Origin of the sequence: Gelidibacter maritimus (assembly GCF_014062315.1) — a bacterium.
GTDB lineage: Bacteria > Bacteroidota > Bacteroidia > Flavobacteriales > Flavobacteriaceae > Gelidibacter > Gelidibacter maritimus.
Genome location: NZ_JACGLT010000022.1, coordinates 25,599 through 42,372, shown reverse-complemented (window position 1 = coordinate 42,372; position 16,774 = coordinate 25,599). Strand labels below are relative to the sequence as shown.

The 16,774-nt window shown below is 37.9% G+C and carries 7 protein-coding genes; 4 read left to right on the top strand and 3 right to left on the bottom strand.

Translation table 11 applies throughout. The features are described from left to right. Positions 1-22: 22 nt before the first annotated feature. The 4 genes from H3Z82_RS18110 (at position 23) to H3Z82_RS18095 (ending at position 10,001) form a co-directional block, all read left to right on the top strand. A complete protein-coding gene (locus H3Z82_RS18110) occupies positions 23-2,326 on the top strand; it encodes a M60 family metallopeptidase (protein WP_182206911.1) in 2,304 nt (767 codons plus the stop codon). A gap of 20 nt (positions 2,327-2,346) precedes the next feature. Continuing rightward, the gene (locus tag H3Z82_RS18105) at positions 2,347-3,531 is read left to right on the top strand and encodes an Ig-like domain-containing protein (RefSeq protein WP_182206910.1); all 1,185 of its coding nucleotides are present in this window, start codon (positions 2,347-2,349) and stop codon (positions 3,529-3,531) included. A gap of 211 nt (positions 3,532-3,742) precedes the next feature. Beyond that, positions 3,743-4,999 (top strand): DUF2264 domain-containing protein, encoded by a 1,257-nt coding sequence (locus H3Z82_RS18100; protein ID WP_182206909.1) that lies wholly within the window; start codon positions 3,743-3,745, stop codon positions 4,997-4,999. A 511-nt stretch (positions 5,000-5,510) separates the two neighbouring features. After that, the gene (locus tag H3Z82_RS18095; protein ID WP_182206908.1) at positions 5,511-10,001 is read left to right on the top strand and encodes a polysaccharide lyase family 8 super-sandwich domain-containing protein; all 4,491 of its coding nucleotides are present in this window, start codon (positions 5,511-5,513) and stop codon (positions 9,999-10,001) included. A 74-nt stretch (positions 10,002-10,075) separates the two neighbouring features. Here H3Z82_RS18095 and H3Z82_RS18090 read toward each other — a convergent pair whose 3' ends face one another. From H3Z82_RS18090 to H3Z82_RS18080, 3 genes are read right to left on the bottom strand one after another with little or no spacing between them, the layout of a single operon-like run. After that, positions 10,076-13,222 carry a glycoside hydrolase family 2 TIM barrel-domain containing protein gene (locus H3Z82_RS18090; protein ID WP_182206907.1) on the bottom strand — a complete coding sequence of 1,049 codons (3,147 nt, stop codon included), beginning with the start codon at positions 13,220-13,222 and terminating at the stop codon, positions 10,076-10,078. Between the two features lie 53 nt (positions 13,223-13,275). Next, positions 13,276-14,517, bottom strand: coding sequence for a glycoside hydrolase family 88 protein (locus H3Z82_RS18085; protein ID WP_182206906.1), 1,242 nt, complete (start codon positions 14,515-14,517; stop codon positions 13,276-13,278). Positions 14,518-14,555: 38 nt separating this feature from the next. Beyond that, positions 14,556-16,709 carry a polysaccharide lyase family 8 super-sandwich domain-containing protein gene (locus tag H3Z82_RS18080; RefSeq protein WP_182206905.1) on the bottom strand — a complete coding sequence of 718 codons (2,154 nt, stop codon included), beginning with the start codon at positions 16,707-16,709 and terminating at the stop codon, positions 14,556-14,558. Positions 16,710-16,774: the final 65 nt, after the last annotated feature.

Genomic DNA, 16,774 nt, shown 5'->3' with positions numbered 1-16,774 from the left:
CATAATCAAATAAGATAAAAAGATGATAACGAAACAATTTTATAAAAGTAAAGTCTGGATTTATGCCTTACTTATGATTCTTGTCGTTGGAGCTCAATCATGTGATAAAGATAATGTCATAGACTCCGAAAATGAAGGATGGTTAAAGGTCTTGCCTCTAGAACTAGATTTTAATACTAGCGGTGGAACTAAAGATGTGTATTTAGTACTCACAAACGATATCAATCCACAGGATGTTATCTACCAGGTCTCTGATAATGGAAAGGATTGGTGTACACTTGATTTAGAAGGGAACTATTTACATGTAACTACCATGCCCAACTATTATGAGTCCCCACGAAGCACTATTGTAACCATAAACTATGGAGATTACAGTAGAAAAGTGCCAGTTAGCCAAGAAGCCGCTGTAGGTGATCAACTAATTGATGTCATAAGTGGCACAGCAACCTCTGAAGAAACAGTAAACGAGGATCGTGGTCTTGTAAACTCATATGACGGTGATTACGAAACCTATTTCAATTCAAAATTTGGTGCAATTACCGAGTGGCCATTCCAAATAGAATACACCCTGGCTGAAGGACATACTTTAAATAGAATTATCTACTATCCAAGATCGGATTCAGGAAACAAATGGGGATCATTTAACGAATACGAGGTTTGGGTCTCAACCGCAGACGCTCCTGATAGCTTTTCAAAAGTGGGTAAATACGAACGCGGGGATGGTAACCATAACCCAACCATAATGAAATTGGAGACTCCAATCGCGAATGTTGCCAAAGTGCGTTTCGATATTTATTCTGCGTATCAAAATAGAATCAGTTGTGCAGAAATGGAGTTTTATCAAGATGGCAACACAGGCTATGATTATTCGTCCATTTTTGAAGACGATGTCTTCTCAGTTTTGAAGGATGGCGTCACCGAAGCTCAATTGAAAGCCATTCCAGATGATGAGTTACGCAATTTAGCATTAGATTTATTTGTTGAAGAGTACGATCCTGAATATAGAGTAGCATCATTCCGTCCGTATCAAAACCCATCGATTCAAAGCGCAATTAACAAAACCTCAACATATAGTTTAAGAGATAATCCATCAGGAATTTATGTAGAAGAAGGCGATGAATTAGTGGTGATTGTAGGTGGCCCTTACAAACAAAATATATCATTGGTTGTTCAAGACCTAAACATCGGTTTTGGCAGTTCTAAAAATTACCCACTTATAGAAGGCGTCAATCGGTTGAATATCGATACTGGAGGACTCGTTTATGTCCAAAACCTTACCACAGACAATATTCCACTCATTTTGGAATCCGAAGCAGATAAGACTGCCGCTGCAGCGAAATCAGTAGATATTCATTTTGTCAACGCTAAAGTTAACGGCTATTTTGATTTAGCCAAACACACTAGTGAAGACTGGTCAACAATTCTGAATAATGCACCATACCAAGATATAGATGTGCTAGGCTTGCGTTCTCATATCACCTGGACAACCGAAAACTTCCGATCATACAACACGGATATTGTAAGTGTTTTAGAAAAATACGATCGTTTAGTCTATTTGGAATCTGAATTTGCAGGATTGGAAAAATATGGCAAAATGTTTAAGAACAGAATGTATTTCCACATAGATTATAACGGCGCAAGTCCATATGCCACAAATAACCGAACTGCATATACCTCCAGTTATGCAGAGATATTTTGTAATGCTGATCGTTTTGAAGCCCGTCTATGGGGTCCTGCTCATGAAGTTGGTCATGTCAATCAACTTAGGCCAGCCTTAAAATGGGCTGGAACAACTGAAGTCACCAATAACATCATGTCTATGTATGTACAGACCGAATTCGGAGAACCATCTAAATTACTTGTTGATGGGACCTACGCCGAGGCTAAGGCTAATATTATCGACGCTGGAGCACCTCATGCATTAGATAATGCCTCAAATGAATTTATGGTAAAACTCGTGCCTTTTTGGCAACTGAAACTATATATGATTGACGCCTTAGGGAAAGAAGACTTCTATAAAGATCTTTATGAGCACTATCGAATCACCCCTAATTTAAATACCAGCAGCAATACCGAAGGATTGTTGCAGTTAGATTTTGTACGTCAGGTTTGTAAAATCTCAGGATTAAATATGATTGACTTTTTCCAGAAGTGGGGCTTCCTTACGCCTGTAGATAAAACCATAAACGATTACGGTAATAAGCAGTTTAAAATCACACAAGAACAAATTGATGTTCTAATTACTGAAATCAATGCGGAAGGCTATGCAATGCCGCATGACAATGTGGAAGATATTCAGGATGACAATATCAATCAATATAAGTAATTAGTAAAGTTTTTTTAATTATGAAAATAAACTATAAGAATATGAGATTAATGAAAAGCATTGGGTTTGTCTGGACAGTATTGCTGTCCCTTACCCTAATGACTGTTTCGTGTAACTCTGATGACGATGTAATCGAAAACGCTATCAAAGTAACACGTATGGAAGTGGAGGGCGTAACTGATGACATTGTCGTTTTGGAAGTCGCTGATACATACAAGGTCAATGTGAAGTTATTGCCAGATGACGCTGTGGATAAAGACACGTACAGTTATGAGTACTTTAGCGCAAATGAAGAGGTCTTTAAAGTAAGCGAAGACGGTGTTATTACCGCCATTGGGGTTGGTGAAGCTGCATTAAGGATAGATCCAGTGAACAATACCGATTTATGGACCTCCATAACAATTAAAGTGAATAGTAAATTGTTTTTGATTGAGTCTTTAGATATAGATCCAGCATATCAGGATTTTTATATGGGTATCGATAAATCCTTTGATTTATCAGAAATCATTAGCATTAACCCAGAGTTCGCTACCAACAAGGATTTAATCTTTGCATCAGATGATACTTCAGTTGCAACTATAACCCGTAGAGGGGTTGTTAGCACTGTAGGTCTTGGAGATGTAAACATTACCATTAAATCAGATGATGGTAGCAATATAGAAAAAACCATAAAAATTAAAGTCAGAAACACAACCTATCAAAATTTAGATCGTGATGGTTGGGAAGTCACAACCTCTCACCCATATTTCGCTGATGGTACTGTCGTTGGGACTCCAGAAAGTTTAATCGATGATCCAGACGCTTACGGCACTATGGAGGGAGAACCTACCTGTTTGGTTTTGGTAAAACCAGGAAAGTCATTAGGAGGAATAACCGTTGGAAACGATGAGGAAGTGCATTTTATTATTGATATGAAAAAGGAAGAAGATTTTGATGCCTTTTACTTACGTCATCGCCTCAGAAATGCATCAGCTTTTTTAAGATTAGCTGAAGCTAGTGTGTACGGAAGCAACAATGGTGTAGACTTTGAACCGGTGGCCGAAGGTTTGACTATTGACGTTGAAGAAAATGAAGTCATCGTTGATTTGCCTAAAACGGTTAGTTATCGCTATTTTAAGTTAACTTACGACAAGTGGCATACCACAGGCAATACGGTTCAGATATCAGATTTCAATATTATCAAACTCAATTATGAAGAACTCTAATTGAGGTATATAATAAAGAATGCCCGCTTTATTATTTATATCCAAACTTTAATAAGACGGGCACTCTACAATTATTTTTGTTAGTCTTAGATAGCAATGCGATTAAAACTTTGGATCAAAGGTTTTAGCGCATTGCTTTTCTAAAGCCTTTTATAAAATTTAGATGCAGCTGTAAAAACCAGCCTATTAATATTAAGACACTTAAAACAACATGGAACGAAGAAAATTTTTAGGGTCAGTTTCTGGAGCGGTGATGCTTTCCGCCATCACACCCTTTGAAATGGTGGCTGATAATAATATTTTGACCCCTCCACCACCGGCCAATGGAAATGATAGGGAGCTATGGGTAAACATTATTTATAAAATGGCTAATCCCATTTTTTCAAACCTTGCAAAAGGAACCTTAAAGAAAAATATGTTAGTGGAAAAATCGCCTTTTTACGACAGCCGAAAGAACGTGACCTATTTGGAAGCCGTTGGCAGATGTTTGGCGGGAATAGCACCATGGCTTGCTCTCCCGGATGACTCTTCTGAGGAAGGAAGACTAAGAGCCTCCCTAAGAAGCAATGTACTCAAAGGAATAGCTAACGGAGTCAACCCATCAAGTCCAGATTATCTGAATTTCAGAAAAGAGCATCAACCCATTGTGGATGCCGCTTATATGGTCCATGGTTTTGTTAGAGCAAGAAAAGCATTATGGGAGCCACTCGATGCGCAAACTAAAACACGAGTGATTACAGAACTTAAAGCATTGAGAACGCGAAAAGCATTCGATAGCAATTGGTTACTTTTCACCGCGTTAACAGAATCTTTTTTGCTCTCAATAGGTGAAAAAGATTGGGATAAGAAAGCAGTGGATAAAGCACTCGACAAATTTGACGAATGGTACGTGGGTGATGGATGGTACAGTGACGGGCCAACCTTTGCGCTTGATTATTACAACTCGTTTGTAATTCACCCGATGTTAGTGGACACTTTGGAAATCTTGGTCAGACATAACATAAAACCGCAAGCTGACTACGATCGCGCTCTAAAACGCATGTTACGCTACGCCGATCAATTGGAACGAATGATCTCGCCAGTGGGTACATTTCCCGTAATAGGACGATCAATAACCTATCGGACCGGTGCAATGCAAGCGTTGGCACAAGTAGCATTGGAAGAGATCCTGCCAGAAGGTGTCAGTCCTGCACAAGTGCGATGTGCCCTCACAAAAGTCACTGAAAACATGCTTGGCGACGAGGCGTTTGATGAAAATGGCTGGTTAAAGCTTGGATTTACGGGACACACTCCGGAAATAGCAGATTATTATACGTCCACCGGAAGTTTATATATGGCATCCTTAAGTTTTTTACCATTAGGTCTCCCTGCCGATAATCCTTTTTGGAATGGTCCTGCGGAAGAATGGACTTCTCAAAAGGCATGGAATGGCGCCGCGTTTGCGAAAGACTACCATGTGAAATATTAATACCCTGAAATAAAAGTCCATAAAAAGGAAGCTCATGTATGATGTATGAGCTTCCCTTTTTTTTGACCATGATTCATTAAAGCACCATAAATCATCTTATGATGAAACCACTTTGAGATGTTTTCTTAAAGTAGCCTCACATTTCATAGGTTAAAAAACAGGAGCTCCAGAAATTCTTTATAGATCCTCTCCTGAAACAGCATTATCGTATAGTCCAATTCCTATCCCATAGCATATCACAGACATGTAATTTCCTTAATAGCAAGAAAGATTATAAACCTCAAGTTTAGAGTAGCTTTAAGTTTCATCTTAAAAATCACACAGAATCGTATAGAATACCAACAATCGTGGATATATTGACATAAAACCTTCAAAAAATAACCAGAAACGGCAAATACTAAAGCAAATCAGACAACTGTAACTTAAGATATAATAATAATTTGTACCCAGCCTAAAGCAACTGAATTACAAGCTTTATCTTCAAAAATTTATTAATTCTTAAATAGTTATTATGAAAAACAAATTACTCTTTGCATTACTTGTTGTTTTCCTTTTAGGAAACAACATTTTAAGTGCTCAGGAAAAGATTACAGTTCCTTTAACTGAAGACGGTGCTTGGTCTGTGAATTCGCAGCCAAGTGCCGTTTACCATAACGGGAAGTCTTATTTTTCATGGGTAAACAGTAATAAATCCTTAGTGGCAGCGTCGTATAACCATTCTACTGGTGATTATCAAGAGACCGTCGTTGCTTCCAGCTATAGAGGTGATTTTGCCTCGCCGGCGTTGTTAGTGAGGGAGAACGGCCAAATACTATTGTTTGCTTCCAGAAATGAAGGAGAGGCCCATTATTTTATTTGGGTTACTACCAGTCCTGAAGATATTTCACAGTGGTCCAATCCAAAAACAGCTATAGCGTATGGTGCCGGTGGAACTCTTCCATTTGCAGTGGGAGACGATATTTATGTGCTATATCGCGGAAAAAATAGTGTTGGCATAACTTATGGAGCAGGGTTAAATTCGGCAACAGACCAAACTGTAAATGCAGATTTAGCGAGTGGCAATAGGCGTGCAGGGTTATTTCCTATACAAAATGGCAATGATTATGAGGTAAAATTAGATATCCCGTACATGAAGGCTGTTCAAGATAGTGATGGCGCCATACATATTGTCTTCACCCAACTAGCCAATGGTGGTGAGTCAGGTAATTTTTACGCTTATGACCAAAGTTCGATACATTATATGAAATTGGTAACAACTTCAACACCTGCCACAGGGTTAAGTTTTGATTTATTTAAAGCAGATGGGACAACCATAGTCAAGTCAAGTATTGATGCAGGAAGTCCACCAGATGTAATCTTCAATGAAGAAGAAAGTGGTAAAAAAGCATGGGCTTACGATATTCAATTAGATGGTAACGATCAACCTGTAGTATTATTTGACACTTTTAATGCTGATGGCACAGAACATGTTTACAACCAGGCCCGATGGGACAGTAGCAGCAATCAATGGGTCACCTCACAAATAGCAGATGCAGGTGATGGTCTGCATACTGCAGCCTATTCTGCAAACCAATCGCGGTTTCCTTCAAATTCGTTTTCTTCAGGGGGTCTTAACTTTGCTGCAAACGACTTATCAACTGTTTATTTGTCTAAAAGAAGTGAGCAAGGTGTTTTCGAAATCTACAAATATACCACTTCAGATTCAGGAAGTACTTGGCAAGAAGCAGAAGCTTTAACTTCAGGAACAGATTCCAACCAAGTGAACATACGTCCAAAACGAATAGAAAACCTGCCTGAAAATGCTCCTTTAGATATCGTATGGATGCAGGGCGAATACTCAAGTCCCGTAGATTTTGACACCAAAATATTGGCAATAGGCAATGCAGTAACTCCAACGGCAATAGCCTTCGAAAATGAGGAGTACAATCTTGTGATAGATGATATTGAAACTTTAAAAGTTAACTTCTCTCCAATCTTTGTAGCCAATAAGGAATTTACGTTGAAATCTAGTGATGGGTCTATCGTAGAAATTACTTCAGATAATAAAATTAAAGGTCTTACCCTAGGTACCGTGACTGTTACGGCTATGGCCTTAAATGACCCATCGATTACAGCAACTTGTCAAGTAACGGTTTTGGATAAGTTGGTATTTGACGTGTTTAAAGAACGTATTGTTGCTGACCTCATACAAGAGAAATCAAAAGATGTTAGTCAAAGAGATGCAGATGTTGCTTCTTACTTGGTTCAATTGCAATCAGATGGCGCATTCCCTGATGTCGATTATTCGTCAACCGCCCGAACAGACTGGCCTCCACTAGTACATTTAGACCGATTAATGGATATGGGGCTGGCCTACACTGATGAAGAAAGCACCTACTATAGAGATACTTTCCTAAAAGCAACGATGGACACCATGCTTCAATTTTGGCAAACCGAGCAACCAAGCTCAAACAATTGGTATTATAACCAAATTGGAGAACCAAAACTAATGGGGCAGTATCTTATCCTAATGGATTATTTAGGGAATGAAAGCATCCCGGAAGCCTTATTGAACACAGCTATTGCACGCTTAAGCAATAATGGAGGAAGCCCTTCGTCTCAAACTGGTGCCAACCGCATTGATGTGGCATTGCACCATATGTATAGAGCTTGTCTTACCAAAGATTCCTATTTACTGAACGAAGCAATGACCTATATCTATTCTCCTATTGAGCTAACAACAGGAAGTGAAGGGATACAATATGATAATTCATACACACAACACGGACGCCAGTTATATACTGGTTCCTATGGAAACGTTTTTCTAACAGGAATTACCAAGGCAAGTATGTATGCTGTAGACACAGAATATGCCATTCCATCTGATAGATTGCAAATTCTAAGTAATTTAGTAAAGGATTCCTATGCAACTATATTTAGAGGTGAATATATGCTTTTCAACCCTTTAGGACGGGCCTCTACCCGACCTAATGCCACAAAAAAGACGGGAGATACAAGTATCTTTGAACGAATGAAAAGTCTTGATCCTGCAAATGCGTCAATTTACGATAATGTAATTTCTCGATTAACAGGAGCCGAAGATCCAAGCTATGGCATAACCCCTTCGAGCGCTCATTTTTATCATTCCGATTATACATTACACAACAAACCAGCCTATACAGTAGATTTACGCATGGTTTCCAATAGAACAGTTCGCAACGAATATCTAAGCGATAATGGAGAGGGCATCAAACAGTACTTTTTGTCCGATGGTGCTACTGGAATTTTTGTTGATGGCGATGAGTATTATAATATCTTCCCTGTATGGGACTGGTCTAAAATCCCTGGCGTTACTTCTCCAGAATACACTTCTATTCCCCAAGCATCAAGTTATATTCAACAAGGCCAGTCAGATTTTGTTGGTGGAGTAACCGATAATTCAAATACCATTTCTGCCTATCAACATATCGACACTTATAGTGGAATCAATACTTCAGCCAATAAAGCATGGTTCTTTTTTGACAATGAAATTGTTTGTTTAGGAAACAGCATTCAATCCACTTCAGGTCTAAAAGTAAATACGACCGTCAATCAAAACCTTCTTGAAGGGAACATCACCGTGTCTTCCGGTGGTACAAAATCTTCCATGACCTCAGGCCATTATGATTACAGCAACTTAGATTGGGTATATCACGATAAAGTAGCCTATTATTTTCCAGAGCATGGCAACGTCAATCTAACGGCGCAGCAAAAAACTGGTGAATGGTCAAGTATAAATACCAATTATGCAGATGAGCCTATGGTTGTTAAAGACGTTTTCACATTAGCCTTTGACCATGGTGTTGACCCCACGGAAGACACCTACGCTTACGTGATAGTTCCAGGAGTTTCAGAGGCGGAAGCAGATACTTATTCGATTTCAGATATTGAAATCTTGGTGAATTCCGATTCTTTACAGGCAGTTTACCATAAAGCACAAAAAAGTTATGGGTTGGTTTTTCACAAACCAGCGAAGTTTACAAATAATGGTTTTGCAATAGAGGCAGATGCTGGTTGTGTCGTGCTGGTCAAAGATATTGATCAAGCTGAAACAATAATCCATGTTGCAGATCCAAAAAATGGGACAATTCCAATTAACTTGGGGGTCGTAACCCCTTCAGTAGATGAGGCCAAGTTAATCACTTATAGCGCTTCCAGCCCTCATTTAGGGCAGTCCCTAAGATTTAATATTAATCAAGACTCGCCGCTTTACCCAGGCAAAGAAAGTTTGTTGGATAAGTCAGGCTGGATCATCAAAACCTCGATAGAAGGACCTTCAGACGCCGTTGTGGGAGGTACAGAACCAGAGTATATCATAGATGACAATACGCAAACCGCCTTTTTGTTTGTAAAGCCAGGAAGGACTTTTGGAGGAATTACAACTGATCCGGATTATGAGCCATCCTTTACCATCGATATGCAAACTGAGCAAGATATTAGTTTCTTTGTCTATAGACACCGAACGGACAATAGCCTTAGCATTTTAAGAGCCTCCTCAGTGTCTTTCTATGGTAGTGATTCAGAAGATGGACCATTTGATCCAATCATTGAAGATGTGGCAATTGCAACTGATGTTCCTGAGGTTAAAGTGTCATTTCCTGAGGTGAGCTACCGTTATATCAAATTAGTAATTACCGGATGGGATGTTAACTCAGGAAACACTATTCAAGTCTCGGAGTTCAATGTAGGGAATTTGGATAATACCACTCTCGGATTGGAAGATCTTCCAGTTAATGCCAGCCCATCAGAATTCTCGGTATTCGTCTATCCAAACCCTGTGAATTCAGGAAATCATCTAAACTTCAAGATGTCAAGATTTTCGGATGATGTTGTTTTTGAAGTTTACGATATTTTAGGAACCTGTCACCAAAAAGCAAAAGGGACAGTAATCAATACGGCAGAATTGTCATCTGGATTGTACTTTTTGAAAGTGTTTGAAAGAACAACCAATCAAATAGCAACCGCAAAGTTTGTTGTAAAATAGTTTGAATTAATAGCAACCCTCAATTAGGCTTACTCGAAATTTCGGGTAAGCCTTTTTATAAAATCAAAACTTAATTATTTTATAGTTGGAGTTATTCTAAATTGATACTGATAATGTTTTGCATTAAGTGAATACTTTTCCATAGGGACTTCTTCCCAACTATTTATGCCCCCAACCCCCATTTGCTTAGAATCTATTTTTAAACTTGTAGCATCCCGTTCTTTTAGGTCCTCTGGATGGCTTTGCTTCTTTTCAAGACCATCATCCAAATCTTCTGTGAAATAATGAAGCGCTGTGATGCTTAATAAAGTGTCGGATTGGATGCTAACATCTATGTTATTATCTGAAAGCTCATACCATCTCACACCTGTTTTATTCCCCGTTTCTTGAGGACGGATGTATGGATAAAACTGTTCTGAAACCGTTTGATTGTATATACCAACTTTTGCGCTGTATTTTCTATCTATATAGTTTTCAAAAGGTCCTTTGCCGTAATAGGAAATTTTTTCAAAAGCTTTAGGCAAAATCAGTTCCATTCCAAACCTTGGCAACATCGGTGTTTTGATAGCTTCATCTATGTTTAATTCTGCATGAACAAGGAGTTCGCCGTTACTATTGATTTCATAGTTAAGATTTAATTTCGCAGAAACTTCAGGTAAGCTATACACTGCAGTCACTATAATTTTATGAGCTTTTGTCTTTGAATAGCCCAAACTAATAAGTTCAGGATTATCTGTAGTCTCTTTCCAAGCTCTTAATGTTTTTTGTAAACCAGCTCCCATGTCATTATCATTAGGCGCTCTCCAAAAATTAGGACGCAATTGATAGCCTGCTTTTAAAATAGAGTGGTCATTAAATTGATAGCTATTAATAAATCCAGTGTTTTTATCAAATCGGATCTCAGTCTTGGCGCTTTTGAACCTAATGTCACTTTTTGATTTTTTCACTTTCAACTTCGTCGCACCAGCTAACGTCATGTTATTTTGCCATTCACCATCTAAATGTAATTGCTCTTTGGCTATTTCAAAACCTTTAGACAACAAGGGTTCGTCCTCTTTTAAAACATAACTGATGTTTACAAAGGCTTCTTGAAAATTTTTATCTTTTAATTGGATAGGAAGCACATATTTTGTTTCGGATTGGGCAGCGATGTCCAAATTGTTAATGCTACCCTTAATATCTGGTTGTCCGTCCAAAATTAACTGCCAGTTTAACTGCACATTACTTAAATCTTTAAAGAAGAACTCATTAAAAACTTTAATAGTAACCTCATCCTTATTGTCCCATGAAGTAAGAATATCCTGGAGGGTATTTTTAACCTCAAACGCATGTGGATTTGGTTTGCGTTCTGGGTTGAACATCCCATTATTCAAAAAGTTATTATCACTTGGTACATCTTCCGGTCCAAAGTCGCCACCATAAGCAAATATACGGGTGCCATCGTCTCGTGTTTTATAAATCGACTGATCGATCATATCCCAAATAAAACCACCTTGAAAGTTTTTGTGAGCTCTAAAAACATCCCAATAGTCTTTAAAATTCCCCATAGAATTCCCCATAGCGTGCGCATACTCACTAAGTATATAAGGTCTTTCTCGGTTTGGATCGGCCTTTATATAATCCTCCATACTGTTAGGAGAACTGTACTGTGGGCATATAATGTCAGAATTATAATCATATACCAATTCTGGACCTTCCCACTCACCCATGGACACTCTTTCATATTGAATAGGTCGCGACGGATCTCTTTCTTTCAGCCATGAATAAGCACTGTAAAAATTATGACCATTCCCTGCTTCGTTGCCCATACTCCAAATAATAATGGAAGGGTGGTTGATATCCCGCTCTACCATGCGCTTGATACGTTGTAAATGTGCGAGTTCCCAATCTGGTTTGTTTCCCAAGGTTTTGTCGCGATCATAGCCTATACCATGGGATTCCAAATTGGCTTCGTCCACCAAATAAATACCATATTTATCGCATAGTTCATAAAAATACTCGTCGTTGGGATAATGTGACATTCTAAGGGCATTCAAATTGTATTCCTTAAGCAGCTTAATATCTGCTTCCATACTCTCCCTCGAAATGGTTTGTCCTGTTGTAGGATCTGTCTCTTGACGGTTCACACCTTTTATATAGATGGCCTTGCCATTGACTAAAAGCTGGCCACCTTTAATTTCAATAGCTCTAAAACCCACCTGTTGTGGAATCACTTCAATGATGTTACCGCTTTTATCTTTTAAAGTGAACGTTAATTGATACAAATTAGGCGTTTCAGCAGTCCATTTTTTTGGATTCTTAACCTCAAAGGTAAAGGTGTTCATTTTGGTAGTTTCATTAATCCTAAAGGCTTTGGAAGCCATTACAACACCTTTATCTTTTAACTCAACCTCTAAATTATAGGCATCTTTTTTTGTGATTTCCGAAATTTCGGTAGTTATTTTTAACGTAGCATCTCTATAGTTTTCATCTAAACTTGGTATAAATTCAAAATCTACCAAATGCGTTTTATTTCTAGCATACAAATAGGTGTCTCTTGTAATACCGCTCATGCGCCAAAAATCCTGACACTCTAAATAAGAGCCATCACTCCATCGCATCACTTTTAAAACAATAGTGTTTTCACCTGACCTTAAAAAAGTATTGAGTTTAAATTCTTGTGGCAATTTCCCATCTTCCCCGTAGCCTACATATTTTCCATTTACCCAAACAGTAAGATTGGATTTTGCCGCGCCTACGTGAAGCAACACATCTTTATCTTGCCAAGTATCATCAACCGTAATGGTTCGCCTATAGATCCCTGTTGGGTTATAGGTTGTAGGCACTAACGGTGGATTTACGTCGATAAGGTAATCAAAATCATAAGTAGTATTTGTGTAAATAGGATACCCGTAGCCATTCACATCCCAATTGGCTGGTATTTTAAAATCATCCCAAGCAGTATCATTAAAGTTTACACTTTCAAAATCTGAAGGTAGATTATTAGGATTTTCAAGATATTTAAATTTCCATTTTCCATTTAAGTTGAGGTAATTTCTTGAAGATTTCCAGTCACCTTGTGCAGCTAATGCTTCTGTTTCATAAACATAATAAGATGCATGCATGGGCATTCTATTTTCTTCATTAATCTTTTCATCCAACCAAAATGGGGTGTCTTCTTGACTGTTGCAAACCGAATTGAAAAACAAGAAAAATGCAAATGCTATAAGAATATGTTTCATTTAAAAAATATTAAAGATTTGTCAACTTTATTAATCGCGACGCAATACTTCCTTTAGAAGGTTTCATTGTTGTCTAATTTGCTCTTTCTATATAGGGCTTCTAAATAATAGTAATCAGCATAAACTAACGGCACATCGATCTCGACACCATGTGGAATACTTCCTACACTATGGTCTAGTATAAAAAATTTATTCTTACTATTTTCATTCATATACGATGGTGATGATAAGGATTCTATAATGTTGTCTGCTGCTTTTAAAAATTCAGCTTTTTTATCTGAATATTCTGATAGTTCATATAACGCAGAAGCTGTAATTGCAGCCGCTGAGACATCGCGTGGAATTGTAGAGAAATCACTTTCATTATACTTCCATTCAGGTTGAAAATTAGGATTTCCAGCATCATAATCCCAATATGGCACCATGTCCTTTGGTAAGTTTGGATGTTTGATGATATAATTTGCAATGTTTTCTGCAAAATCAAGAAACTTTGGATCTTTTGTATATCTATAAGATACCGTGTACCCGTAGAGTCCCCACGCTTGACCACGTGACCAAGAAGATTCATCTGCAAATCCTTGGGCTGTTTTTTTATTAAGAACAGCGCCTGTGATGGTATCATAATTCACAACATGGTAGCTAGAATAATCGTCACGATAATGATTTTTGATAGTCGTTTCAGCATGTTGTATTGCGATATCTTTAAATTTCGAATTTCCGCTTAATTTGCTGGCTTCAAACAAAAGTTCTAAGTTCATCATATTATCGATAATTACTGGGTAATACCAATAGGTGCCATCCCACGATTTTTGACGGTTCCATGATTTAATAGCCTTTGTAGTGTCGTTATAACGCTCGCTTAATGATTCAGCAGTTTGAATAATGATGTCTTTATACTGTTTTTGATTCCCAAATTTAAGTCCATTACCATAACTGCAATACATGATAAAACCAACATCATGATTGCCTGTCCAATATTGTATGGTATCCAAAACTTCAGTTCTTTTGATCGCTTCATCTTTCCATTTCTCATCCTTGGTCAACTCATACGTGTACCATAGATTTCCAGGAAAAAAGCCACTGGTCCAATCATATTTACCAACTGTTACCAAACTCCCGTCATTGGTTGTCGTTCGTGGAATTTTTATTGCATCAGGTTCAGCTTTTAAAGTATATTCTAACCGTTGTGTAACAAAATCAAGTGTTTTATTGGTTTCACTTACTTTTTCTTTTTTTTCTTTAGCACAACTAACAACTAATGCCAAAACACATACAAAACTCAAAAATCTTTTCATATCTAATCTATTGTTTAATTTATTATATACTCTATTTTTTAAGGTATTTTAAAATTGACGGTCACCGAAGCGCCTTCCTTATGCCCTCCTGTAGGCAATTCTACAACCTGAGCGTATGTTTTGCCCTTCTTTTTAATGCGCACCAAAACATTAGAATAGGTTTGCGAAGGATTTGAAACGGTTACGCTCGTTCCTCGATCAAGTAGCAAGGCGCACGGTCTATCAACCGACACGCTCATTCCTTGAAATTCAACGGTTCCGGCCTGATAAAATATCGCTTGCAATAGGTTCAAAGCCTTATGGTAAACCGCCTGGATTGTAGTTGTGTTTTCAATGATGTCCAAAGCATTCATATCATATGCTTGTGCTTTTTTATTGGAATCTATATTTGGAACCACGATATAACTATAGGAGGCATTATCGGGATTTTTTCCATGATCTACCCATAGAGAAAAGACATTTCCCGCTTCAGTTTTTGTTGAATCTTCAATCTTATTAATGTCGAGCCACGTGCCACTTTTTGACTGCATGGTAAACTTAACTTTTGTTTCATTAGGAAAATAGTATCCAAATTTGCCATTACGAATGTATTTCAAATCGGAATTAAGATAGACATCTGAGCTTATATCTGCCAGTTTTTCAGTGGCTTTACCTCTTTCATTGTAATACGAAGGATGCTGCATCCACGCCTGATTAATCGTTGTCCGCACTTCTGTATTACTATGATCTACAATACCAGCACCCAAGCAGACCATTTCATCATCAAATAAAAACCAACTTTTCTTAGCCGATATATTAGCTTCATCTAAACTTAAGACCGAAGCACCATAAGTCCCATTTGAAACACCACCTACAAAGGTTGTATTCCCAAAATTAGAACCCCAAGTGCGTCGTTTTGGGAATGTCTCTATATAAGGAAACGTGGCCCCTGGAATCATAGCCCAATCCCAAACAGGCATAATATTAGTGTACTCATTACCATCAATAGCCATAAAATTAGCACCATAAGAAAAGTAATTGGCTTTTAAATTTTCGCCATTTCCGGTTTCACTCTCCGCAGTTCGTGTTGAAGTATTTCGAATAGTGAACAAATAGCCACTACGAGCGTGTTGCATATAATCAGAAACCCAATACTGCTTATTAAACGTGCGCACATTATAATCTGGAGGATATGTGCCGTTCAACCTCCCTAGTGCGTCTAAATAGGATGTAGCATTTTCTGGATCAATCGTCTCTGCTAAAATATGAAGATAACCCAGACTAGCTTTCAGAGCATTGTAACGGCTAACCCCCCTACCTAAAATATTAAAGTCCCATGAGCGGCCTCGGATCGATGAAATTTGAGTATCGCGAATAAAACGAATAACTTTTGAAAAACTCTCACTTTTGGTATCGAAAGCAGCTGGAGAATCTGCCAAATAAGATGCCAAACGCAACAAACCTTCACTAAATACAGGTCCGTAACTAGCAATCATTATTTGTGGTCCATGATCTTGATAGACCATGTCTGCTTTAATGTTATCAGTTAAAAGCGTTTCTAATTTATTTCTCGTAACTTCTAAAAGCTGTCCATTTTCAGTAAGCAAGCCACGGTACACATAATGTAACGCAATGTCAATGGCATTGGCACCTGTACTATGGGAAGTTATATCTTTTATTTCAGTGGGGTTAAATAATGATAAAATTTCTGGCTCATCAATTCCTACTGAGCTATTTTGCGGTATAACCCCATCAAAAGCGCGCATAAAAATTAAAATCTCACCCAATCGCTGCGGAAAATAAATTTTATTAAACCACCAATTGGCATCGTTACTTTTAGAATCATACCAAAATTGTAAGCCATTTTTAACGGCATTCTTATAGCCTGAATCGTTATATTTTATATGATCAAGCCTTGTACAAGCCGCGGCTAAATGCCATAAACGGTGGATGTGATTATTGTTTAAGGCATCTGTTAACGCAATGTTTCCATAGGTCATATCTGGCCAACTTCCATCAAAATTCTGATTGGAAATCCAATCATCCATAACTGCTACTTCTGCAATGTTTGTGCTTTGACTATTAGCAACACGGGCTCTTAATTGCTGGAAATTGTATTCCTGAGCCTGAAGATTGCTGATAGTGAAAACAAAAACTGAACAGATTATAAGAATAGTTTTAAAGGATGCTATAAATTCACTTGCAATTCTCATGAATATTGGACTATTTAATACTAAAAACAAAGGTTCTTATAGCGTAAGGGTCACGCTGTTGAAAA